Source organism: Veillonellales bacterium, from assembly GCA_039680175.1.
In the GTDB taxonomy this organism is placed as follows: Bacteria; Bacillota; Negativicutes; order JAAYSF01; family JAAYSF01; genus JBDKTO01.
Genome location: JBDKTO010000074.1, coordinates 40,678 through 63,717, shown reverse-complemented (window position 1 = coordinate 63,717; position 23,040 = coordinate 40,678). Strand labels below are relative to the sequence as shown.

Sequence of the window (23,040 nt, the reverse complement as noted above, 5' to 3'; positions counted from 1 at the left end):
CCGCGTAAAATAATATAGCGGCTTGAACCCAGGCTGTTCTATATACGCCGTATTTTTTGACCGCCGCTTTGCGGCGCTGTGCCGCCGACAACAATTTGCGGTATGCGAATCGTCGGCTGAGCGTCCGCTACCGGAGCTGCCTGCCCGTCTTTGCCGCAGGTTCCTATCGTAAACCCCAGATCATCCCCGACCATATCCACCATTTTAAGAATCTCCGGCCCGTTTCCGGTTAGTGTCGCTCCCCGTACCGCATGATCTACCGCACCGTTACGGATTAAATAGCCTTCCGCCACGTCAAAAACAAAATCGCCGTTTACCGTATTTACCTGTCCGCCGCCCATCTTTTTTACAAATAAGCCATCCTCAATCGACCGAATAATCTCCCCCGGATCATCCTGCCCCGGAGCGATATATGTATTGCGCATGCGGGGAATGGGTTTATGCTCAAACGACTCCCGTCTGCCATTGCCGGTTGAAGTTACGCCATCCCGGGCGGCAGTCAGATAATCATACATGAAATTTTTTAAAACGCCGTTTTCAATCAAAGTTGTTTTTTGCGATTTAAAGCCTTCATCGTCAAATCGCAATGTGCCATATTGGTGAGGCAGAGTGCCGTCATCCACTACCGTTATGCAGGGAGAAGCCACGAGCTGATCTTTTTGGCCGCCGTAAACCGACAGCCCTTTCTGGACCAAATCGGCTTCCAGTCCATGGCCGCAAGCCTCATGCACCATCGTGCCGCCGGCTTCACCGGCCATAACAACCGGCATCTTTCCGGCCGGAGCAGGTTTGGCCGCCAGCAAGGTAAGCGCGCGTTTGGCGGCGGCGCAGCCGATTTCTTCTCCCTTATTATGACGCAAAAGTTCAAAGCCCTGCACACCGCCGGCAGATTCAAACCCGGTTTGAATTTGACCGTTGGCGGCGGCAATGGCATTGACGGACAACCGGGTACGAACCCGCTGATCCTCTACCAGCATTCCCAGGGAATTGGCGATGGTAACATTTTGCACCACATCCCCATAACCAACCATGACTTGTTGAATCCGGTCGTCGGTCGAACGGGCCGCAGCATTGGCTGCTTCGACTGCCTCAACTTTATCGTCAATCGAAACTGACGCCGGCATTTCTTTGATCCCCAAATCAGTATCCGGCAGGATTTTTTCCAAGTTGATGGTTATATCCCGGGACGCTTTTTTCGCCGCCCGGCTGGCAATATCGGCGGCCGCGACTACGTCCTGTTTGGTAACTTTATTGGTATAGGCATAGGCGGTAGTATTACCGTACACTACCCGGACCCCGGCACCGATATCCGTACCGGATTTTATCCGTTCAATCTGATTCTGCTCACAGGAAATTGCCGTAGAAACCCGGTTTTCCAAAAACACATCGGCAAAATCTCCGCCGTGCTGCAATGCCGTATCCAAAACATCTTTTAACAGGCGACGATCCAGCATGATACCACTCCTATTTATAATTTATATTCTATTTAACGTAACTTTACCCAATGCGGCCCGGACGGCTGATTCCGGAACGTCATCGGCTATAATAACCTGTCCGATATCCCGCAGCAGCACCCAGTGAACGCGTCCGCCGATTGTTTTCTTATCTCTGGTCAACAGTTGAAATAACTGCTCCACAGTACATTCCGGTGCCGCCAGGGGAAGATGGAATCTCTTAAGCGATGCGGCAACCGCATCGACTGCCGGCTGACGGCACAGTTTAAGCGAACAACTCAGCAGTGCTGCTCCGTACATGCCGATTGCCACCGCTTCGCCGTGATTATACCCGTGAAAGCCGGTTGCTGTTTCAATTCCATGGGCGATTGTATGGCCAAAATTAAGGATCATCCGCAAATTAGCTTCCCGTTCATCTTTTTGGACAACTCCTGCTTTTATTTGACAGGAACGCTCAATGACCGCTGCCATTACCGACGGATCTTTTGCCAGGATTTGTTGATAGTTTTCATTCAGAGCAGCAAAAAATTGTCGGTCGGCAATAATACCGTGTTTAATGATTTCTGCCAGACCGGTGTATAATTCACGCTCCGGCAGCGTACGCAAAAAGCCGGTGTTGATCAACACCAGCGAAGGCTGATAAAAAGAACCGATTAAGTTCTTTCCCAGAGGATGATTCACCGCCACCTTGCCGCCAACGCTGGAATCAACCTGGGCCAGCAGGGATGTGGGCATTTGAATAAACGGAATGCCGCGCAGATAGGTTGAGGCGATAAATCCTGCCAAATCGCCCACTACGCCGCCCCCCAGAGCGATGAGCGGCGAATGCCGGTCCAGTTTATCTTCAATGGCTTTCGTATATAAAGATGCGGCGCAAGCCAGTGACTTGGAGTCCTCACCAGGCGGCACCGCGTAAATCCCGGCATCAAAACCGGCCGCTTTCAGCATCTGCAGAACACTGTCGCCATATAAAGGGCCTACATTTTCATCGGTGATCACTAAAGCTTTCCGGCTGAGTTCCATTTGCTTCAACCGCTCGCCAAGATCGGCTATATTATCCGTACCAATTATAATATCGTAACTATTCAAGCCTAAATCAACGCTAAATCCGGCCACGCAGATAACCTCCTTGTCGAAAAAAGTTCATAATATCATCCGTAATTTGCTGCGGGGAAAGGCTGCTGGTATCGACAGTAAAATCGGCAATCCCATAAAGCGGCTCCCGAGCACGCAGCAAAGCGGCAACTGTCCGCCGCCGATCAGGACAGTCCAGCAGCGGCCTGACATTGCACCGCTCTGTTCGCTCCAGGATCACCTCCAGAGAGGCTTGCAATGCAATAATAATGCCATTCCTCTTTAGACGGGTCATATTGCCGGCCGAAGTAACCACCCCGCCGCCGGTAGCGATTACGGTATTGGTATAGCGGGACACTTTGGCAATAACGGCCTTCTCTTGTTCACGGAAATACGCTTCGCCGTATTGTTTAAACATTTCACTGACAGTTATTCCGCTTTCCTGTTCGATTTTACTGTCGGTATCAATAAACGGCCGGTGCAGCCGAGCCGCCAGCAGCCGTCCGACACTGGTTTTCCCTGTTCCCATAAACCCAATCAGAACAACATTTTTCATTAATTCACCCATTTCACGCCTGAATATTCTGCCTTCCGCTATTTTTTTGCCGGCGCCGCCGGAGAGCCGGCAGCCGGCGTGCTGCCATAGCTGTACAAAATGACCGTTAACTTACTTTCTAATATACCCTGTTTCGACTGAACCGACATATTGGTTACGGCATTAAACCGCGAAATTTCTTCCAGTTTTTTTAAAAAAGCAATCGTTTGCGAAAATTTCCCCTTTATTACTACTTCCAGCGGTATTTCCCGGTAACCGTTTTTATTGATAACCGGCAGCGGTTTTATATGCATTAACTGAACGCCGCTGTCTTGGCTGACTTGCTCGGCCTGAATTAAAAAATCGCCGATAGCAAGGGATTCCGGCAGCTGCTTTTCAACCTGAGCAAACTGTCCGTCCAATTCTGTCAGATATTGATCTATATTAGGATGAACCAGCGCAAAGGCTTCGATACTTTTTACCTTTTGCCGTTCCGTCTGATATTGATTTTGCAAATTCAGCATTCGCTGATGCTGGGGCGAAAAAAAGACAAGATAAAAAAGTGCCGCCAGCAGCAGCAGCGCAACGGCAAAAACAGCACTCTTTTGTTTCTCATTCATTTTAACCGTCTGCAGCAAAAAATTCATCTGGCTATCTCCCCTTGAGCTTTACCGTGATTTCAAACTTGGTGGCTCCGGTAGCCCCATCCCTCTCGGCATTGACCAAAACCGGCTCCTGAAACATTTCATCCTGCGCCAAAACTTTCAAATAAGCTGCCAGATCCGGATATGTATAGGACGCACCTTTAATATGCAGCGTATTTTCTTCGGCCACGCCAATCTCAGACAGCCACACCTGCGGGATTGTTACCATGCCAAGGTGCGTAGTTAAAGCATACCAGGACTGGCGTTCCTTGGTCAACCCCAACAGGATGCTGTTTTTTGCCGAAATCACCTGCTGCCTGGCAGCGGCAGTTTGCATAGCATCCCGGGTCGGTTTCAGCAATTCATACTGATTCTCGGTTTCAGTAATCTGCTTTTCCAAATTCCAGATAGAAAATACCGTATAGAAATAAATGCTAACCATAAACAAGGAAACAATCAGGGTGACCAACAGGAAGATTCTTGGCAGCGGCAGCCTTGACTGACGTTCTTCCGGCGGCAGCAAATTGAGGCGGATCATAAAGGAACACCTCCCCGCAGTGCCAGTCCTAACGCCACCGCATACTGGGGCGCAATCTCCGTTAAGTATTGACGGTCAAAAGAGGCTGCTGTTTCTACCGTCCCGAAGGGATCATGTACGGTTAAGGGAATATCCATTTGTGCTGCCAAGTAAGGCGCTAAATTGGCTAACCTTGCTCCCCCGCCGGCGAGAAAAATCTTCTCTACTGCTGCTGCTTTATGTTGTATTCTATAGTATTCAATTGTTCGCTGTACTTCCCTGGCCAGTTCATTGACTAACAATTCCATTTGCTGATGAATTTCCGAGGCGTCCTTGCCGGCGGCATCAACTCGCTGCAGCAAACCCTGCTGCCGCTGTTTCAAGTGCTCCGCTTCCGCGAAAGGAAGCTCCAGGCTTTGCCTAATCACTTCGGTAAAGCGATTGCCGCCAAGGGGGATGGCTCTGGCTGCCACCGGGCTGCCCTGCTGAAAGAGAATCACTTGGGAAAACATGCCGCCGATATCCACTATAACTGCGTTGTCGGCGCCGGATAACGTGGACAATAAAGCCAGCGGCTCAATATCGACAGCCCGCGGTTTAAGCCCGCAGTTTTTCAGCACGGTTACTAGTTCATTTACATTTTCTTTCGGTGCGGCAGTCAGCAATATTTTTAGTTCCAACTCGGTTTCCCCGGGCCCGACAACAGCAAAATCGTAATAATAGCTGTCCGGTTCATAGGGAACGTATTTTTCCATATCCCATTTGACGGCTTCCTTTAACTCCTCTGCCGACATCGCGGGAAACAATACCTCCCGGATAAATACGCTGCGGCTGCCAATTGCTGCAACAACGTTGGAGCTGACAGCACCGCTGGTTGCCAGCAGATTGCGGATAAGCTCCGTCAACAGCCCGGCATCGGAAAAAATTCCTTCGCCCATTAGTTTTTCCGGCAAGGCAGCGATCCCCAAATTTTTTAGCAGCGGCCGCTCCTTCTGCCAAACGACTTCCGCCAGTTTAATCGAACTTGTCCCGATATCCAGACCAATGGCATCCCGGTTTTGCTTCATAATTAAATTTTTCAGCTTATTGAACATACTATTCCTTTACTTTCCGTCTTCATGATGAGGCCGGCTGCGGACAATTTGAACGGCATTGCTGATGGCAGTAATAACATCCACATAGAACTGCTGCTCCAGGGCTTTGACCCGGGTATAAGTTTCCCCTCTATCGGTGACCACATATCGCGGCGGTAAAAAATTTAGAGCCAGTGCCGCAATATCGTACCGGCATTTTTCACAATTGCAGGTGTTTGAAGATTCGATAATCCGGTCCAAATGATCCCACACCAAGTCTTCCATATAATTTTTAATATGCATAAATCCGGCCTCCCTGATTGTTTATTATTGATTACCCCATGAATTAACCGTAAAGGGTGTTGCAGCAGAACTCAAACCCACATTTTGCACTACAGTCGAGTTATAAGTTACCGTTGCCCCGCTGTTCAAGGTCAAAGTTTTCGCTGCCAGTACCACACCGGTTAAGGTAACATTATCAACCTTTATATCGCCGGTTGTTGCTACCATAACCGCATTGAAAAATTCGTTGGGCTTTTCTGGCGTGCCGCTGTTCAAATTAATATCGCCGTTTGCCATGACCAGAATATTGCCTGACATAGGCGAACTAACATTGACCCCGCTATTGGCATAAATCTTTACATTGCCGTTAATCGTTATCCCACTGTTGATATTAACCCCGCTATTGGCAATAATGGTCACATTGCCGGTAATGTTGCCGCCGATATTGGTGCCGCCCTTGACATAAATTACCGCCGGATCGCTGGTACCGCCGGGACCCGCTAAGTTGACTCCGCTGTTTAAATTCAAGTCCCCGTTGACGAAATAATTGCCCGACACCGCATTATTGCCGCTGTTGAGACTGCTGGATAAAGCCGTTGACCAGTCCCTGTACTTATTGCTGTCAAAAGAAACCGGTATGGCCGGCAGCGTTTCTGTTTTGCTGACATCCACAGGATTTATATTACTATTATTAATGGTGCCCCCATTTTTACTATACTGGCTAAGTTGGGTGCCAACCGGGCCATTCACCGTTGCCCCGCTGTCAATCGTAAATAAATCACCGGAATAAATAGCGTAACTGTAAATCTCATTGCCGCCGCCCGAAGGCAAGGTGATATTAACGACGACCTGACGCTTGGCCTTGTTGACCGTCCCGGTGGAAATGATCTTCCGGCTATTGCCGGACCCGGTCACTGTGACTGTATACGTTCCGGCAGTCGCCCCGCTGTTTTTCGCGGCAGCTGAATTCAGGGTGTTAGCTGTCGCAGCGGCAGGAACTTGCGTGGCAGCTACAAAGCCGGTGTCTGTTTTCAATTTGACAACAGCATGCTGAACTCCTGCTTCCGCCAAATACTGAGCGGCAATTCCGTCGCGAAAGTTGGCGGAGATATTGCTTTCGCTGGAAGTCAGCATGACTAAGGCCGCTCCTAAAGCCAGCAGCAGCGGCAGTACAACCAACGCCATAATTCCGGCTGAGCCTTGTTGCTCATAGCGTCTCTCCCTGTATACCATAACAGCCTCCCGGATAGTTTTACGGAATCATCATGGCGGCAGCCGCTGTTTCCAGTGTATAGCTGCGGCCAGCATCATCCTGTACCGTCAGAAGAATTCCCACTGTTTTGGTGCCGGAATGTCCGGCCGGTGTCAAATCGGTAAACGTCAGCGCAGCGATACTGACTGCCAACTCACCTCCGCCGGTTACCGGCTGCGCTCCGGCCCCATTATGCAAATCCCGGGTCAGTACATAACGGCTGATCGCCGGACCGGCGACTAGTACTCGCTTATAGGTAATCTGCTGAGCTGCACCATATTTGCTTGTCCATAAATCAATACTGGCAGGAGGATTACTGATGGTAATTTTGGTGGCATACTGCAAATCACGAACCATAATATCCACACCATAGCGGGCGGTCTGCTGAATATCGGCCCGGCTGCTGCCGGTCTGCCAGGTTCTTACAGACGTAAACAGCAAGCCGAAAATTACTGCCAGCAGCAGCACAGTAAGAGCCATACCGATTAAAAGCTCCACTAAGGTAAATCCCTGCTGTCTTGGCAAAAATTTTTTCATATCATTTTATTCCTCCCGGCGGAAAGAATATCTGTTTATTAAATCAGCGGGTAAAAGGCAGTCATTTGGACAGTCCGCTGCGAATTTTTCCCCGGGTCTGTCCAGGATACGGTAACGACAACCTGGACTAAATAACTATTTTCCGGCGAAACCGTGGACTGAGTTGTTATATTATAGCGGATTTGATTGATTGTAAGCGGCAGCGTTTCCCCGGTATCCTGCCAGGGAATATTCGGCTCGCTGGCATGAATCGTCCAGTAAGAAACATCCTTGTTTTTCAGCAGTTCCAGCTGTTTCTGCGCCAGATTGGCGGCCACCGTATAGTCGGCGGCGCTGCTGTTGGCTTTGGTGGATTGGATGAACATCCCGGCAGCCGCGACCAGAGCCAGGCTGATGATTACAGTGGCAATTACTACCTCCAGCATAAGGAAACCTTGCTGTCCTTTTTGCATAAATCCATCCTCTTCCGGCTCGATTCGTTACTGAGTGTTTACCCGCACTCTGCCCGGCGAATCAATATAAACATTGCGAAAAACCGTACCGCTTTGCAAGGAAATCGTCTGATTGCTGCTAGGCATGCCGTTAATGCTGAAGTCAACCGAGGAAGGCGGCGTATTCACCCGTACACCTGCCGGAAAGGTAACTGTTTTGATGGTTTGCGCAGCAAGCGTAATCGTGTAGCCTAAAGGAGCAGCATTGTTAAAATATAAAAATGGCCGCGAACCGGCTGGAACAAATGGCTCGCCGGAACCGGCGACTGAATTGACGGACAGCTGCTGCATCCAGCGCAAATCGGCGGCTAGTTCTCTGGCGGCAAGATCGACATTCCGCTCATCTGATGCTGTTCCCATTCTGGGCAAAGCAATCGCCGCCACGATCCCCAGAATCCCAATCACCATCAGCAATTCGATCAGGGTAAAGCCCCGCTGATTCAGCGACAACATCCGGTCACATCCTTTGCAAATACCATTTCAGGATATCCACCCCGTACAGTATAGTCACAACCGCGCCAAGAGCAATAAACGGGCCGAAAGGGATCATATCCCGGCGTCCCTTTCGTTTCAGCAATAGCAAAAGAATACCGGCAAGGCCGCCGAAGAGAAAAGATAAAAAAACAGCCAGCAAGGTGAATCTCCCGCCCAGCCACAGGCCGAGTGCGGCGGCAAATTTAATGTCGCCCCCACCCATGCCGCCCCGGCTGACGACGGCAATGAGCAGAAAAGCTCCGCCGCCCAGCAGGGCTCCGATCAGCATGTCCGGCAAACCGGTTTGTAAAGCAACGAATCCTTCCGGGTAACCCGCTGCCTTGGCAAAAAAATTAATATGATTAATCAACAAATTTATCGCCACACCAACCGGAGCGAACCAGAGCAGAACCTTGTCCAGAATCAGTTGATGATCATAGTCAATGAAAGTGATAACCAGCAAAAAGGAAAACAACAACAAAGCCTTGAACAGTGCCGGGCCTAAGCCCAGGATCTCCAGGCACCAGACAAATAAAATTCCGGTTAAAAGTTCAATCACCCCATAGCGAACAGAAATCGCCGTACCGCAATAGCGGCAGCGGCCTTTCAGCAACAGCCAGCTTAAAATGGGAATCATATCCCAGGGCTTTAGCTGCTTGCCGCAGACAGTACAGTGAGACGGCGGGGTAACAATGGATTCGCCTTGTGGGAGGCGGTAGATGCAGACATTGAGAAAGCTGCCAATAATTGAACCGAATAAAAAGAATATAAAATTAATCAATCAGATCTAGCCTTTCTCTACATGATACATAGAATAAGATCAAAAGGAATTGGTAGGGTAATTGATAAAAACAATTATATTTGTACCCTACCATTCCCTTTATTTGACCGAAATTCAGATAATTTCTAGCTATAAACTTGATTTATTGTAATACTAATCGTCAAACAATTACAATGTTTCAGCAGTATATGTTGAAGCTGCATCACCACCAGCATTCAGTATCCCTCTTCCATTGGCGTTAAGTCCATAAGTAGCAACACTTGGTGTTGGTTGTGAGGCTGGGTGGATCGTCGTTCTCCATGTGCCCACAGGGGGGGCAAGGTTAGCGGGACTGTTTAAGTTAGCAATTACATCGTTGGAGAAATTTGCACCATCATTAATGTTAGCGGTGGCAGCTACTGGATGATTAGCTTGAGCAATAGCCAACATCGCAGCACTGTCGATTGTTCTCAAGTCTGCCTGCATTTTTGCCCCTCTGGCAGTCTCATTTGCACTAGTAAACTTTGGAATCGCAATAGCCGCCAATATTCCGATAATAGCAATAACCACCATTAATTCAACCAGCGTAAATCCTTTTTGGTTTTTCATTTTCTCTCTTAAATTAATAATCATATCAACATCCCCTTTCTTTGTTCTAACGTTTTAAATTTAGAATTTATATTAACGCGGTCAGTTAAGCCACGATTTTTTTCGAAACTATTGTCCAACACTGGTAATCGCATCAAACATCGGCAAAGCAATTGAGATAATAATTCCGCCGACGATCACCCCCAGCACGCCGATCAACACCGGCTCGATGAGACTGCTCAGCCGGGAGACCATATCGTCCACATCACTTTCATAGAAGTCGGCGATTTTGTCCAGCATCTTGTCCAATTCCCCGGATTCTTCGCCGATAGCCACCATTTGCACTACCATGGGGGTAAACAGACTGCTGGAGCTTAAGGGTGTGGACAGCCCCTGCCCTTCCCGCACGCTGTTTTGAGCGGACATCAGGGCTTTCGTCATACCGGTATTGCCGGTAGTTTTCTTTACCACCTCCAGAGCTTTAAGGATAGGCATGCCGCCCCGGAGCAGCGTCCCCATGGTCCGGGAAAAGCGGGCAATGATCACCTTGCGAGTCAGCAGGCCGAAAACCGGTAGCTGCAATACGAACCGGTCCAGCTGCATTTTCACCGATGGCTTTTTATACAACACCATAAAGCCGGCGGCGGCTGCGCCTAAAAACAGCAGAATAAACGGCCAAAAGTCCTGAATGAAACCGCTTACGGATAACAGTATCCGGGTCGGCAGCGGCAGCTGAACCTTCATATTGTCAAACATCTTCATAAAGGTGGGCAGGACAAAGGTCAAAACAAAGACAACTACCAGCCCGGCCATCGTCATGACGACTGCCGGATAGGCCATGGCGGACTTGACTTTTTCATTCATTTTATATTCTTTTTCAAAATGCAGGGCCAACCGGTCCAGTACGGTGTCGAGAACGCCGCCTAATTCCCCGGCTTCGATCATCCCCACCATAATCTCGGGAAATACGTCAGGATGGACTGCCATGGATTGCGCCAGACTTTCCCCTTCCTGGATCTTCCGGTCCACATCCTGCAGCGCCATTTTCAGTTTGGCATTGGTAGTCTGCTGATAAAGAACATGGATACAGGTTACAAAAGACAGTCCGGCTTCGGCCATCGTCGCAAACTGCCGGCAAAAAATGGCCAGCTCTTTCTGACTGACCCGGCGGAAACGGTCGCAATAAGCTTTCAGGGAAATATTTTCTTTGTGCTCCCGGATATTGGTAACGTAATAGCCCTTTCCCCGGATAAAGGCGGCTACCGCCGAATGGCTGTCGGCCACTATCGTCCCTGTCAGCAGCTGTCCGGTGGCGTCTTTAGCCCGGTAGGCAAAGGTTTTTGCCAAGATCATTTCCTCCTGTATGCTAAACTTTAGGCCAATCCATTAGTAAGCCGCAAAAAGTTTTCCGGATCCAGAGCCCGAACCAGTGCTTCTTCCTGCGATACCAGCCCGCGACGGTATAAATCCCGCAGGGAATTGTCCATGGCCTGCATGCCGAATTTGGCGCCGGTTTGAATCACTGATGGTATTTGATGGCTTTTGCCTTCCCGGATAAGATTACGGATAGCCGGTGTGGCCACCAGAATTTCCATGGACGCGACCCGGCCTGTCCCATCCAAGCGGGGCAAAAGCTGCTGGGCGACAATGCCCTGCAGCGTCATAGAGAGCTGGAGCCGGATCTGCTGCTGCTGATAAGGCGGGAATACATCGATGATCCGGTCGATTGTCTGAGCGGCATCGCCGGTATGGAGTGTGGTCAGCACCAGATGGCCGGTTTCGGCTGCGGTAATAGCGGTGCCGATCGTTTCGGCGTCCCGCATTTCGCCCACCAGGATGACATCCGGGTCCTCTCGCAGCGCGGCCCGCAGGGCGTTGGCAAAAGACTGCGTATCAGCATGTATCTCCCGCTGATTTACGATGCTGCGATTGTGCCGGTGCAAATATTCAATCGGGTCTTCCAGCGTGATGATGTGGCAGTCCCGTTCCTGATTGATCAGATGGATCATCGCCGCCAGCGTCGTTGATTTACCGCTGCCGGTAGGTCCGGTTACCAATACCAGCCCCCGGGACTTGCGGGCCAGTGTTTTCAAAACTTCCGGGTGTCCCAGTTGATCCAATGTCGGCACTGTTTCACTTACCACCCGGGTAACAATGGCGACCGAGCCCCGCTGCTTGAAGGCGTTGACCCGGAACCGGCTTAACCCGGTAATGGCAAAAGAAAAATCCAGCTCGCCCTGTGCTTGAAAACGATGACGCTGTTCTTCCGTGGTAATTTCCTCCAGTAATGCTTCCGTGTCATCTACCAGCAGCTTAGGGTAATCTAAGTGAATCAAATTTCCGTTAAGCCGCAAAACCGGCGGTACGCCGACGGTAATATGCAAATCCGATGCTTTTCTTTCAACTGCTTCCCGCAATAATTGTTTCATCATAGCCGTTAAACCCCCGTCGTTGCGTTTGGTTGATTATTATTTTGCTTTTATCAACAATAGTTAGATTGCTGCTATGTCCGAATAGGCGACCCGCATCACTTCTTCGATTGTCGTCAACCCATCCAGCGCTTTACGGATACCATCCTGTCCCATGGTCAGCATCCCTTCCTTCACCGCAGCCGCCGCCAGCTGGTCGCCGCCTGCCCGGCAGTTGATCAAATCCCGGATTGCCAGACTGACCGGCATCAGTTCATGGATCGCCATCCGACCGCGATAGCCGGTATTATTGCAGCGGGGACAGCCTGCTCCCCGGTAAAGGGTAATATCCGCTGCCGGCGTCAGCTGTAAAAACAGCCGTTCCGGCGAATCAGGCGACGGTATATATTTCTGCTTGCAATCCGGGCAAATCACCCGTACCAGCCGCTGGGCCATGACCCCCAATACGGAGGAAGCGACAAGAAACGGTTCAATTCCCATATCAATCAGCCGGGCAATGGCACCGGGAGCATCATTGGTATGCAGAGTGCTCAGCACCAGATGACCGGTCAGTGCCGCCCGAATGGCAATATCGGCAGTCTCACCGTCCCGGATTTCACCTACCATAATAATATTGGGGTCCTGACGTAAAATGGATTTCAACCCATCGGCAAAATTCAGTCCGGCTTTATAGTTGACTTGTACCTGGTTTACCCCTTCCAGCCGGTATTCTACCGGGTCCTCCACCGTAATAATATTTTTGCTGGGCGAATTGATGTCGGTTAATGTGGAATACAAAGTCGTCGTTTTACCGGAGCCGGTAGGGCCTGTGACCAGAATCATGCCGTGGGAACGAGTATATAAATGGTGATATTTATTTAAATTAGCCGCCGACATGCCGAGAGCTTTAATATCCAGAATAACAGATTTTTTATCCAGAATCCGCATTACCACCTTTTCACCTAAAATCGTCGGCAGAGTGGACGTCCTGATGTCAATTTCGCGGCCGGCCTCGGTAAACTTGATCCGGCCGTCCTGAGGCAGCCGTCTTTCGGCAATGTCCATCTGACTCATAATCTTAATGCGGGAAATTAATGCCGCAAGGGTATGCCGGGGAAAGGCAGCCACTTCCCGCAGCATGCCGTCAACGCGAAACCGAACCCGCACCGATTTATCCTGCGGTTCAATATGAATATCGCTGGCTCGTTCTTTGATTGCCTGATGGATCAATGAATTCACGATGCTGACAATCGGAGCATCATCCTTCGCCTGAATTTCCACCGTTCCGGCAGATTCCTCGGACTGCAGCTTATGAACAGCCTTTTCTACCAGCTGACTTACGCCGTAAGACTGATTAATGGCCCGCTTCACTTCCCCCTCGGCAGCAATAACGGCTTCCACGTCGCAGCCGGTGATCATGCGCACATCGTCAATAGCAAAAAAATTAGTGGGATCGACCATGGCGAGGGTAAGCTTTTTCCCTGCCTGCTTAATGGGGATAATCTGATACCGTTCCGCCAAGGAGACAGGAATAAGGGCGGCGACTTCTTCTTTTACTACCGTATCGGACAAATTGACGTGAGGAATACCCAGCTGGAATTCCAGTACTTCAATCATGCTTTCTTCCGTAATATAATCTAAATTAATAAGTACTTTTCCCAATCGTTCTCCGGTCTTTTTTTGTACGACCAGGGCCTTTTTCAACTGGTCTTCGCTTAACAAGCCGGTTTCCATTAATATGTCGCCTAACCGTTTATGTTTGCTGGACATTTCTGCACCACCTAATAAAAATAAAAGCAACCGGCATTTGTACAAAATTCTATACAAAATGGCCGGTTGCACTAGCTGCTCCTTTAAGGCTAAAGTGCCCACCTGTGGCCTTAAATTCTTCGCATCCATGTTTATTACTTTGTTATGTACCATACATATTCGCAATACCCCTTTTTTTTCCTGCCAAAAAAATTGAAAAACAATAAAAAATTTACAAATGCTGCAAAGCAATAAACTAAAGTACTGATAACAGACAAAAAATACAGCGTTCAAGTAAAAACGCTGTACATAATTTCCCGGGGTGCAGGCTGACCGGTCCAAAGTTCAAAGGCAGCAGCCCCTTGTTCAACCAGCATCCCCTGCCCATTGATAACGACATGTCCCCTTGCCGCTGCCTGCTCTAAAAACCGCGTCCGAGACGGATTGTAGATGATATCGCACACCGCTGCACTGGGATTGACGTGGGGCCAGTTAACCGGCGGTTCAGCCGCTATATTGGGAAACATCCCCAGTGGGGTGCAATGAATCAATAAGTCGCAATTCTCCATTTCACGATTGAAGGCTTCCTGCTGCCAGTCATAGGCATAAATATTACAATAATCGCGGAATAAATGAGCCAAGCCAGCCGCTTTTACCCTATCCCGGGCACCGATAATAACTGTATCGACAGCATGGTCAATCAGACCGCAGACCAGGGCCCGGGCTGCCCCGCCTGCCCCCAGAATAACTGCTTTTCCCCCGGCGAAAGTAATCTGCCGATTCTGCAGGGAACGAATAAAGCCTGCCGCGTCTGTATTATAGCCGATCGCTCTTCCCTGTTGAATGACGATGGTATTCACAGCTCCTACCATTTGCGCACTGCGATCAATATCGTCCAAATACTGCATAACTGCCACTTTATGGGGGATGGTTACATTCGCACCGACAAAGCCTAACGCTTTCAGCCCGGTGATCGCCGCTGCCGATTGATCCGGCTGCACCGGCAGCGGCAGATAGACGTAATCCAATCCGGCGGCAGCAAAAGCCGCATTATGCATACGTGGCGACAGTGAATGCTCAATGGGCCATCCCATTACCCCGATTATTTTTGTCTTGCCGTTTATCCTCATTGATACTCCCTCATTCAATATTTTAATTCTCACCGGCAGCGTGGCTGGTGAGTTTTCAACATCCCTTTTGAGCGCAAAATGCGAACCGTCAGTTTTTCCAGCTGCCGGGTGATTTTTGTGCCGATAAATTCTTTTGAACTTAACGGTGCCACCCAAATAGTGTATAAGCCCAAACGGTTGCCCCCCAATATATCGGTAAACAGCTGATCGCCGACCACGGCTACCTGATCGGACGTTAACCGCATTTGTGACGCTACCTGGCGAAACCCGGTTTTGGCCGGTTTATACGCGCGAGCCGCAAAGGGAATAGCAAACTGAGCGGCAATTTCTTTTACCCTCTGCCGCCGGTTATTGGACACCAATCCTATTTTGAAGCCCCGTGCCGCTAAACCCTTCAGCCATTGAATAATATCAGGCTGCATGGCCGGCTGATCCCAGGGAATGATCGTATTGTCCAAATCAAAAATAATTCCTTTTATCCCTAATTTTTCTAATTCTTCCAAATTAATGTCGGATAAAGCATTCAAAACCAGCTGCGGACATAACAGTTTATACAAAAATTCACCTCCCAATACCGAGCCTAAGTGATTCAGAGAATCTCTTTCAGACTGTCCCGCAAGTGAATTGCCTCGGCAATGTGAACATCGGAGATAGCTGAAGAATTGGCTAAATCGGCAATGGTGCGGCCTACTTTGATGATGCGGTCATAGCCTCTGGCGCTTAGACTCATTTTGGCAAAAGCCTGCTTTAACAAGCTTTGCGCCCCGGCGGTCAGCGGACATAAATTTTTCAAATGCTTATGGCTCATTTGGGCATTGCAGTGCAAGCCGAACTTCTCCAGACGCTGCTGCTGAAGCTGCCGCGCCGCTTCCACCCGCCGGCGAATCTGCACTGACGATTCAGACGGATTCGTCCCGGTCATTTCATTATATTCCAGCCGTGGTACATGAATATGGATATCAATTCGATCCAGCAGCGGGCCGGAAATTTTTTTCGTATATCGGTGTATGTCTCCCGGACTGCAGCTGCACGGGTGAGATGGATCTGTTAAAAAGCCGCACGGACAAGGATTCATCGCCGCAATCAGCATAGATTTAGCCGGATAGGATAAGGAAGCGTTTACCCGCGATATAGTAACATGACCGTCCTCCAGCGGCTGACGCAGTACTTCCATAACCTGACGGGGAAACTCGGGAAGTTCATCTAAAAACAGCACGCCGTTATGGCTTAATGTCACTTCTCCCGGACGGGGAATCCGGCCTCCCCCGATCATGCCCGCCGCGGAGATGGTATGATGGGGATTGCGAAAGGGACGGGTGCGGATTAAGCCGCTGGTATTTGTCAATAACCCGGCGACGCTGTAAATTTTAGTGACTTCCAAAGCTTCCTGGTCCGACATAACCGGCAATATGGAGGGAATCCGCTGGGCCAGCATGGTTTTACCGGACCCGGGAGGCCCGGCCATTAAAACATTATGACCACCGGCTGCGGCAATCTCCAGCGCCCGTTTCGCTACTACCTGTCCCTGCACATCAGCAAAATCTTCCGCTGATTGTACTTGTGAACCAACTGCTTGTTTGCTTTCCGGCAATAAAAGACAGTCGCCGCGCAAATGCGCCGCCAGCTGTGCCAATGTGCGGGGAGAATACACTGTCAGGCCGCTCACTAACAGCGCTTCCTGCACATTTTCCGCGGCGACGAATATTTCGCTGATTCCCTGTTCCAGACTGTGAATCGCCATGGGCAATATACCGGAAATTCCCCGCAGCTTCCCATCCAGCGAAAGTTCGCTGACAAACAAATACTGCTGACAGCTGTCCACGGTAATGTGTCCGAGAGCTGCTAACATTCCCACAGCAATCGGCAGATCCAAGCCGGAACTGTCCTTTTTTAAGTCTGCCGGTGCAAGATTGACGGTAATGCGGCGGGCAGGGAACTCAAAGCCGGCATTTTTGATGGCAGCCCTCACCCGTTCTCGTGATTCCCGCACGGCAGTATCCGGTAAGCCGACGATCTCCCACCCCGGTAAGCCATTAGTGATATCGACTTCCACTGTAATGAGTACGCCGTTCAGCCCGAGCGTGGTAGAACCTAACGTTTTGGCAAACAAGTGATAACCTCCCGGATTTACTGACCGGTCCAGCGTTCAAACAGATTGTGCTCCATGCCGATCGAATCACAAATTTTTCCCACCATCATATCAACCAACGCCTGTAAATCCTTGGGCCGGTGATAAAATCCCGGAGATGCCGGCAATATTCTCACTCCCAGCTGGGCTAATTTCAGCATATTCCCCAGATGAATTGCGCTGAAGGGTGTTTCCCGCGGCACCAGTACCAGCGTGCGTCCTTCTTTAAGCGTGACGTCAGCCGCCCGCAGCAGCAGATTGTCGGCAATGCCATTTGCAATGCCGGCCACCGTCCGCATGGAACAAGGTACAACTACCATGGCATCGCTTTTAAACGAACCGCTGGCAATGCAAGCCGAAACATTGTTTACATCATGCAGAAAATCGACTGTGTTAATAACCGCTTTCGCCGCAGAGCCGCATTCATATTCTAATACTTGCCTGCCATGCTCGGATATGACGGCATGGATTTCACAGCCGGCTTCTTTTAATACTTCAATGAAACGCAGCCCGTAGATTGCTCCGCTGGCTCCGGTAATTCCCACTATAATTCGCAAAATATACACCACTTTTCTGACCGGTTACCGGCCAAACGCATTTATGATATGATTATATTTTAGTGTGTTGCCGGCATCGATCTGGACTTCAATGACATCAAAGCGGCAGGGAACATTGCCTTGGTTATGCTGCTGCAAAAAACACAAAGCCGTTTTAATGATTTTTTGCTGTTTTTGATATGTTACTGCTTCTGCCGGAAAACCATAAGCAGTACTGCGCCTGGTTTTTACTTCCACAAAAACCAGGACTCCGGCCTCACTGACAGCAACGATGTCGATTTCGCCGGTCCGGCTGCGGTATCGCCGGTCAAGCAGACGGTATCCCTTTGCTTGTAAATAGTCGGCAGCGGCGGCCTCGCCCAGTTCTCCTACTTGTATATGATTCACGCCAACACCTCTTTAGTATATTCACCTGATACAACCGCATTCTGCCGGTTTACCCGCTGTTGTATCACAAGTTATCGTTCTACGACATCGGCAATATATAAACGTGTTTTTTTCGATAAATCCAATTCGACCAAGGTACGAACCGGCTTCCGATTTTTATCCTGAATAACTCTAACCACCGGCTGACTTTTGTAATCGCGGGAAATATCAACTACCACACCAATCCGGTTGTCGTTGAGCCGTACCACCGTCCCAATGGGATAGATTGCAATATTGTCGGCGAACTGATTCACTAAATCCAAGTCAAAATAAGTACCGCCCGCTTTGGTGATAATAGCCAGAGCTTCATATACGGGCACCGCCCGGCGATAAGTAACGTCCGCTGTCAGAGCGTCATAGACATCCGCAATGGAAACGATTTGGGCAAATTGATGGATCTCCGAGTTTTTCAGACCCCGGGGATAGCCGCTGCCATCATTCCGCTCGTGATGCTGAAAGGCGCAATGAGCCGAAACCAGACTGATGTCCGGATTTTTCCGTAAAATTTCAAAGCCAAGCAAAGGGTGTTTTTTTATTTCTTCAACCTCACTCCGGGTTAAGCGATCCGTCTTAGCCAAAATTTCAGGTGCAATCCGTGTCTTACCCACATCGTGCAGCAGAGCGCCAACACCTAAATCCCGCAGCCGTAATTCATCGTATCCCAGCCCGATGCCGGTCATAATCGATAATACACAAACATTGACCGCATGACCAAACAAATAATCGCTACGGGTGCGCATGTCGATAAAATTCAACAGTACATCATGATTCAAACATAATTCATCGACCAGGTTATTGGCCACTTTTTTGGCTTTTTCGGCTTCCACTCCTTTGCCTAGTTTTACTTGTTCGGTAATGTTCTTAATACTGGCAATAGATTCCAGCCGTGTTTTTTCGCTTATTACATCCGGAACATCAATATCCTGGGTTAAGGCATCCTCAACATATACGTAAGTTACATCCAAGTCTTTTAAACGGCCAATAAAGCGGTTTTTCAGCTCAATACCGGCATTTAAAAGAACCATACCGTCCGCGTTATACAGCGGTTTAGCCAGTTTCATGCCGGCGGAAACATTTTCTAACAATATGCGACGCATGGAGACCTCCTACCTTTTCCCTCTGCCTATACCTTGATCAACACGATAAATGTAAGCTAACACTTCGGCAACGGCTTGATACAATTCGGGAGGGATTTCACGGTCTAAATCGACTGCCATTAACAATGTAGTTAGCGTTTTATTTTGATAAACCGGCACACCATTTTTTTTTGCAGCCTTTAGAATCTGTTCGGCAATAAACCCCGAGCCTTTAGCTACAACTTTGGGAGCCATGTCCTGGGCTTGTTTATAACGCAGGGCAATCGCCCGCTTGGTTTTTTCCTGTTCATTGCTCATGGTTCATCCGCCTCAGTCTTTACACTAATCTGACTCAGATGCAGAGCAAAATCGCGAAAACCGGCTTTAATGTCAGGCAGGCACTCGTTAAACAGCCGAGCTGCCTGGGGAGCCGAAAATGAAACCCGCACATCCAATTGATCTTGCTGATACAGGCGGAAAACAACATCCACTGTGCCGGCATATTCGGTTTGCAGGCAAATATGAATCCAGGTTTCATACTGTCTGCTTTCGGAAGAGCCGCTTGGGGACGGCGATTCATGAAAAATATGAATATATGCCGGGTAGGGCTGTGTGCCATCGCCCAGATAAAGCGGCGTATTCATACTTAAAATAGTAGTATTGGCAATCGTTTCCCCCTGCACGGTCTCCGGTTTTTGCAATAACATGACCAATTTTCGCAAGGATTGCAGCGACGCGCTCAATTTATCCGGAGTCATATCCCACCATTTTAAAACATCCTTCGCTTGCAGCAACGCCCATAAATCAGGCAGCTCTTTCAATTTGTATTGTGCGGCAGCTGTCTTTAATGGTTCCGGTACATGCTGCGATAGTAAAGCGATAAATTGGCTTAACGCTTTTTGGCTGGCTTCCGGCAGTGCAGCGGCGGCCGCCAGCGGCGACTGCTGCCACAGCTGGCGGCTGCGCTCCGCGACGACAATTCCAATGTCAGACGACGGATTCGCCAGCAGCTGTTTTGCCATTGAGATAAGATCATCGACAGTAAGCAGCTCTGTACTCATCTCCTTCAGTGGAGTATAGGTACGGAGTGCTTGCTGCAACGAATCCGTCAGCTGCGGTTTAAGCTGGTCGGTCATGCCGGTAAAATCAGCCAGCAGCGTCAGTAACTGCTGCAATTGATCTGTCGTCTTTTTTTGCAATGCAGCCAGCGAAGCGGCCCCTTGGGATAAATCTTCCAGCCCGGGCATGTTCTTTTGGATAATATTTTCTACTGTCGGTTGAATTTCCGTCGGCAGCGACAAAAGAATCGTATCCCGCTGCTGCAATAGTCCCGCCGCTTCGGACATCAGAGTTTTAACTAGATTATTTAGTACCAATTTAGCGGAATCCGTCACCTTTTGCCCGGTCTGTTCGACTTCCAGCTGCGGTTCAGCCTGAACATTCCCATTTTGGGCAGGCATTCCGACTGGCATATTACCGATTTTCACAATAGATCCCCCCACGATTTTACCGGTTCGAAACTTCGCCGGTGAATCGGACAGGGCCCATATTCCCGCAGGGCACGAAGATGCTCAGCTGTTCCGTAGCCTTTATGCTTGGCAAAACCATATTGGGGATACTTTTGGTCCATTTTGTCCATCAGATGATCTCTTTCCACTTTGGCAATAATGGATGCTGCGGCAATCGAGGCGCTAATTGCGTCGCCGCCAATTAATGATGCGGATGGAATAGCAAGTTCCGGCAAGGGAACCGCATCGATTAAGGCAACCTGGGGAAAAGGCTTTAGCCCGGCAATTGCCTGATACATGCCGCCGATAGTAGCTTGATATATATTCAGCGAATCAATTTTATCAATATCAACAACAATATGATTTACCGCCACAGCAGCCTGCTTAATGGCGATATAAAGTTTCTCCCGTTGTTTAGGGGAAAGCTTTTTAGAATCATTTAAGCAAGGCAGATAATGATTGAGCGGCAGTATGACGGCAGCAATCACAACAGGACCAGCCAAAGGACCCCTGCCGGCTTCATCAACACCGGTGATAAGGGAATAGCCTTGCTGAGTCAAGCTTCGTTCCTGCTGATATAAATTATGCACCCGCTGCTTTTCCAAACTCTCCGCTGCCTGCTGCCGAATCCATTTCTGTACTAACCGCGTCACAGAGATGCGTGAATCCAACTGCAGCTGCGCCAAAACCGCTTTCTCAATTGATTTTTCCTCTAACAGCCGGGCGATTTGTGACACTGTCATTTTGTTTATTTCCAACAATATCCCCTCACAGCCATGATACGATTAACATAGTATTCTGGATACACCCGGCAAATCCCTGTTATGAAAATAAAAAATAGGAATAGCTGACAGCTATTCCTATTTTTTATTCTCTTTGTCATTAGGGACGATAGTGAAGCTCTCTCATTTTCTTGCCATATCCGGACTATCCAGATAGTCGAGGGTAATCGGCCCTAATTTCCCGCCGCGAAATTCGTTCAAAATGATTCGCCGGGCTTTATCGGCATCAACTCTGCCGCCGCTTTTCAGACAGCCGCGTTTGGCACCAATTACCGTCAGCAGCTCAAGGGGGTCTTCCGGCAAGGGGGAGTTTAGCTTAAAGCGGTCGATGAGCCGTTCCGGATAGTCATTACGCAACAGAGCGAGAAATTTAAACATGACTTTCTCCAAATCATAGACTTCGTCATTAATCGCTCCGGTAACGGCAAGCTTAAATGCAACATCCATATCCTGGAGTTTGGGCCATAATACGCCGGGAGTATCCAGTAATTCCATATTCTTACCAATTTTAATCCACTGTTTTCCCCTTGTAACCCCCGGTTTATCGGCAGTGCGCAAGGCAGCGCTGCCTAATAGGCGATTAATCAGCGAAGATTTGCCCACGTTGGGAATACCTAAAATCATGGCTCGCACAGCGCGGTTTTTAATTCCCTTAGCTGCCAGCGCTGCTATCTTTGCCCCGGCTGCCTGTTCCACCTTGTTGACTAAAAGCTTTGTTCCTTTGCCGCTGACTGCATCCAGGGCAACGACTTGCAGACCCTTGCTCCTAAAATGGGCAGTCCAGCACTTCGTCCAGAATTCTTCCGCCAGATCCGCTTTATTCAACGCTACCACCCGCGGTTTATTGCCAATGATTTCATTCATTACCGGATTCCCACTGCTCACGGGAATACGAGCGTCCAGCAGTTCAATGACAACATCCACTAACTTCAAGTTTTCCCGGATCATCCGCTGGGCTTTCGCCATATGTCCGGGGAACCAGTTAATCTGTATGTCTTCCATGATGATCTCACTCTCTGTCAAGCCATAATCTAAGTCTTGCTAGTAGTTTGATATTAAGGCAGCGCTTTTATGTGATCCAAGGGCCAAAAAACCATGACTGCTTTCCCTTTTACTAACTCCAGCGGGACAAACCCCACATCACGGAACCGGCTGTCTTCGGAGTTATTGCGATTATCTCCCATGACAAAAATACGGCCTTCCGGTACTGTCGTCAAAGAATAGGAACCCCGGGTTTTTTCCAATATGTAAGGCTCATTCATGAGCTGGCTGTTTACAAATACTCGCCCGTCCTTAACTTCTATAGAATCACCGGCCACGGCGATAACCCGTTTAATAAAATCTCGACTGGGATCCCGAGGATAACGAAATACCAGGACATCGCCACGCTCCGGCGCCTTAAAGCGGTAAATAAATTTATTGACTACCAGCCGCTCACTATTTTGCAGGGTAGGACGCATGGAGGGACCTTCTACCATATATAATTCCACAATAAAATAACGAATAAAAAACGCTAATACCACCGCAATCAGAATCGAAATAATCCAGTCCTTAATCTCTTCCCCTAAATTTGTATTGCTCACCATCATTCCTCC

Annotated in this window: 27 protein-coding genes and 1 riboswitch; all 27 genes read right to left on the bottom strand. The window is 49.2% G+C overall.

The genetic code is table 11. From position 1 onward, the window contains the following. Window positions 1-38: 38 nt before the first annotated feature. Entirely contained in the window at window positions 39-1,454 is a 1,416-nt protein-coding gene (locus tag ABFC84_12360; protein MEN6413527.1) for a TldD/PmbA family protein, read from the bottom strand. Window positions 1,455-1,475: 21 nt separating this feature from the next. Beyond that, window positions 1,476-2,570, bottom strand: a complete 1,095-nt coding sequence (aroB, locus tag ABFC84_12355) for a 3-dehydroquinate synthase (GenBank protein MEN6413526.1) — start codon at window positions 2,568-2,570, stop codon at window positions 1,476-1,478. Then, the gene (locus ABFC84_12350; protein ID MEN6413525.1) at window positions 2,557-3,084 is read right to left on the bottom strand and encodes a shikimate kinase; all 528 of its coding nucleotides are present in this window, start codon (window positions 3,082-3,084) and stop codon (window positions 2,557-2,559) included. Before ABFC84_12350 ends, aroB begins: the two co-directional genes overlap by 14 nt. Window positions 3,085-3,122: 38 nt before the next feature. After that, complete coding sequence (pilO, locus tag ABFC84_12345; GenBank protein ID MEN6413524.1) at window positions 3,123-3,710, bottom strand: type 4a pilus biogenesis protein PilO; 588 nt, start codon at window positions 3,708-3,710, stop codon at window positions 3,123-3,125. Between the two features lie 4 nt (window positions 3,711-3,714). Further along, the gene (locus ABFC84_12340; protein MEN6413523.1) at window positions 3,715-4,245 is read right to left on the bottom strand and encodes a PilN domain-containing protein; all 531 of its coding nucleotides are present in this window, start codon (window positions 4,243-4,245) and stop codon (window positions 3,715-3,717) included. Further along, window positions 4,242-5,291, bottom strand: coding sequence for a type IV pilus assembly protein PilM (gene pilM, locus ABFC84_12335; GenBank protein MEN6413522.1), 1,050 nt, complete (start codon window positions 5,289-5,291; stop codon window positions 4,242-4,244). The genes ABFC84_12340 and pilM overlap by 4 nt, the downstream gene beginning before the upstream one ends. A gap of 36 nt (window positions 5,292-5,327) precedes the next feature. Further along, the gene (locus ABFC84_12330; GenBank protein ID MEN6413521.1) at window positions 5,328-5,600 is read right to left on the bottom strand and encodes a late competence development ComFB family protein; all 273 of its coding nucleotides are present in this window, start codon (window positions 5,598-5,600) and stop codon (window positions 5,328-5,330) included. Window positions 5,601-5,624: 24 nt separating this feature from the next. Beyond that, window positions 5,625-6,812 carry a hypothetical protein gene (locus ABFC84_12325; GenBank protein ID MEN6413520.1) on the bottom strand — a complete coding sequence of 396 codons (1,188 nt, stop codon included), beginning with the start codon at window positions 6,810-6,812 and terminating at the stop codon, window positions 5,625-5,627. A gap of 19 nt (window positions 6,813-6,831) precedes the next feature. Further along, the gene (locus ABFC84_12320; GenBank protein ID MEN6413519.1) at window positions 6,832-7,368 is read right to left on the bottom strand and encodes a prepilin-type N-terminal cleavage/methylation domain-containing protein; all 537 of its coding nucleotides are present in this window, start codon (window positions 7,366-7,368) and stop codon (window positions 6,832-6,834) included. Between the two features lie 38 nt (window positions 7,369-7,406). Continuing rightward, the gene (locus ABFC84_12315) at window positions 7,407-7,820 is read right to left on the bottom strand and encodes a prepilin-type N-terminal cleavage/methylation domain-containing protein (GenBank protein ID MEN6413518.1); all 414 of its coding nucleotides are present in this window, start codon (window positions 7,818-7,820) and stop codon (window positions 7,407-7,409) included. Between the two features lie 27 nt (window positions 7,821-7,847). Beyond that, window positions 7,848-8,312: a prepilin-type N-terminal cleavage/methylation domain-containing protein gene (locus tag ABFC84_12310; GenBank protein MEN6413517.1), complete on the bottom strand. Its 465-nt coding sequence runs from the start codon at window positions 8,310-8,312 to the stop codon at window positions 7,848-7,850. Between the two features lie 4 nt (window positions 8,313-8,316). Further along, on the bottom strand, window positions 8,317-9,114 hold the full coding sequence (locus ABFC84_12305; protein MEN6413516.1) for a prepilin peptidase: 798 nt from the start codon (window positions 9,112-9,114) through the stop codon (window positions 8,317-8,319). 168 nt (window positions 9,115-9,282) lie between these two features. After that, on the bottom strand, window positions 9,283-9,726 hold the full coding sequence (locus ABFC84_12300; GenBank protein ID MEN6413515.1) for a prepilin-type N-terminal cleavage/methylation domain-containing protein: 444 nt from the start codon (window positions 9,724-9,726) through the stop codon (window positions 9,283-9,285). 84 nt (window positions 9,727-9,810) lie between these two features. Further along, window positions 9,811-11,028, bottom strand: a complete 1,218-nt coding sequence (locus ABFC84_12295) for a type II secretion system F family protein (GenBank protein MEN6413514.1) — start codon at window positions 11,026-11,028, stop codon at window positions 9,811-9,813. Between the two features lie 26 nt (window positions 11,029-11,054). After that, window positions 11,055-12,113, bottom strand: coding sequence for a type IV pilus twitching motility protein PilT (locus ABFC84_12290; GenBank protein ID MEN6413513.1), 1,059 nt, complete (start codon window positions 12,111-12,113; stop codon window positions 11,055-11,057). Window positions 12,114-12,173: 60 nt separating this feature from the next. Further along, the gene (locus ABFC84_12285; GenBank protein MEN6413512.1) at window positions 12,174-13,859 is read right to left on the bottom strand and encodes an ATPase, T2SS/T4P/T4SS family; all 1,686 of its coding nucleotides are present in this window, start codon (window positions 13,857-13,859) and stop codon (window positions 12,174-12,176) included. Between the two features lie 52 nt (window positions 13,860-13,911). Next, window positions 13,912-13,995, bottom strand: a riboswitch (cyclic di-GMP riboswitch). A gap of 133 nt (window positions 13,996-14,128) precedes the next feature. Continuing rightward, window positions 14,129-14,968, bottom strand: a complete 840-nt coding sequence (locus tag ABFC84_12280; protein MEN6413511.1) for a shikimate dehydrogenase — start codon at window positions 14,966-14,968, stop codon at window positions 14,129-14,131. A gap of 29 nt (window positions 14,969-14,997) precedes the next feature. After that, the gene (locus ABFC84_12275) at window positions 14,998-15,525 is read right to left on the bottom strand and encodes a YqeG family HAD IIIA-type phosphatase (protein ID MEN6413510.1); all 528 of its coding nucleotides are present in this window, start codon (window positions 15,523-15,525) and stop codon (window positions 14,998-15,000) included. Window positions 15,526-15,557: 32 nt separating this feature from the next. Further along, window positions 15,558-17,078, bottom strand: coding sequence for a YifB family Mg chelatase-like AAA ATPase (locus tag ABFC84_12270; protein MEN6413509.1), 1,521 nt, complete (start codon window positions 17,076-17,078; stop codon window positions 15,558-15,560). A gap of 17 nt (window positions 17,079-17,095) precedes the next feature. Then, window positions 17,096-17,662 carry a UbiX family flavin prenyltransferase gene (locus tag ABFC84_12265; protein MEN6413508.1) on the bottom strand — a complete coding sequence of 189 codons (567 nt, stop codon included), beginning with the start codon at window positions 17,660-17,662 and terminating at the stop codon, window positions 17,096-17,098. A gap of 15 nt (window positions 17,663-17,677) precedes the next feature. After that, window positions 17,678-18,040 carry a YraN family protein gene (locus ABFC84_12260; protein ID MEN6413507.1) on the bottom strand — a complete coding sequence of 121 codons (363 nt, stop codon included), beginning with the start codon at window positions 18,038-18,040 and terminating at the stop codon, window positions 17,678-17,680. A gap of 71 nt (window positions 18,041-18,111) precedes the next feature. Further along, window positions 18,112-19,176, bottom strand: a complete 1,065-nt coding sequence (locus ABFC84_12255; GenBank protein MEN6413506.1) for an HD-GYP domain-containing protein — start codon at window positions 19,174-19,176, stop codon at window positions 18,112-18,114. 9 nt (window positions 19,177-19,185) lie between these two features. Further along, window positions 19,186-19,473 (bottom strand): EscU/YscU/HrcU family type III secretion system export apparatus switch protein, encoded by a 288-nt coding sequence (locus ABFC84_12250; GenBank protein MEN6413505.1) that lies wholly within the window; start codon window positions 19,471-19,473, stop codon window positions 19,186-19,188. Continuing rightward, on the bottom strand, window positions 19,470-20,642 hold the full coding sequence (locus ABFC84_12245; protein MEN6413504.1) for a hypothetical protein: 1,173 nt from the start codon (window positions 20,640-20,642) through the stop codon (window positions 19,470-19,472). The genes ABFC84_12250 and ABFC84_12245 overlap by 4 nt, the downstream gene beginning before the upstream one ends. Further along, window positions 20,639-21,421: a ribonuclease HII gene (locus ABFC84_12240; GenBank protein ID MEN6413503.1), complete on the bottom strand. Its 783-nt coding sequence runs from the start codon at window positions 21,419-21,421 to the stop codon at window positions 20,639-20,641. The genes ABFC84_12245 and ABFC84_12240 overlap by 4 nt, the downstream gene beginning before the upstream one ends. A gap of 147 nt (window positions 21,422-21,568) precedes the next feature. After that, entirely contained in the window at window positions 21,569-22,447 is an 879-nt protein-coding gene (gene ylqF / locus ABFC84_12235) for a ribosome biogenesis GTPase YlqF (protein MEN6413502.1), read from the bottom strand. A gap of 53 nt (window positions 22,448-22,500) precedes the next feature. After that, on the bottom strand, window positions 22,501-23,028 hold the full coding sequence (gene lepB / locus ABFC84_12230) for a signal peptidase I (GenBank protein MEN6413501.1): 528 nt from the start codon (window positions 23,026-23,028) through the stop codon (window positions 22,501-22,503). Window positions 23,029-23,040: the final 12 nt, after the last annotated feature.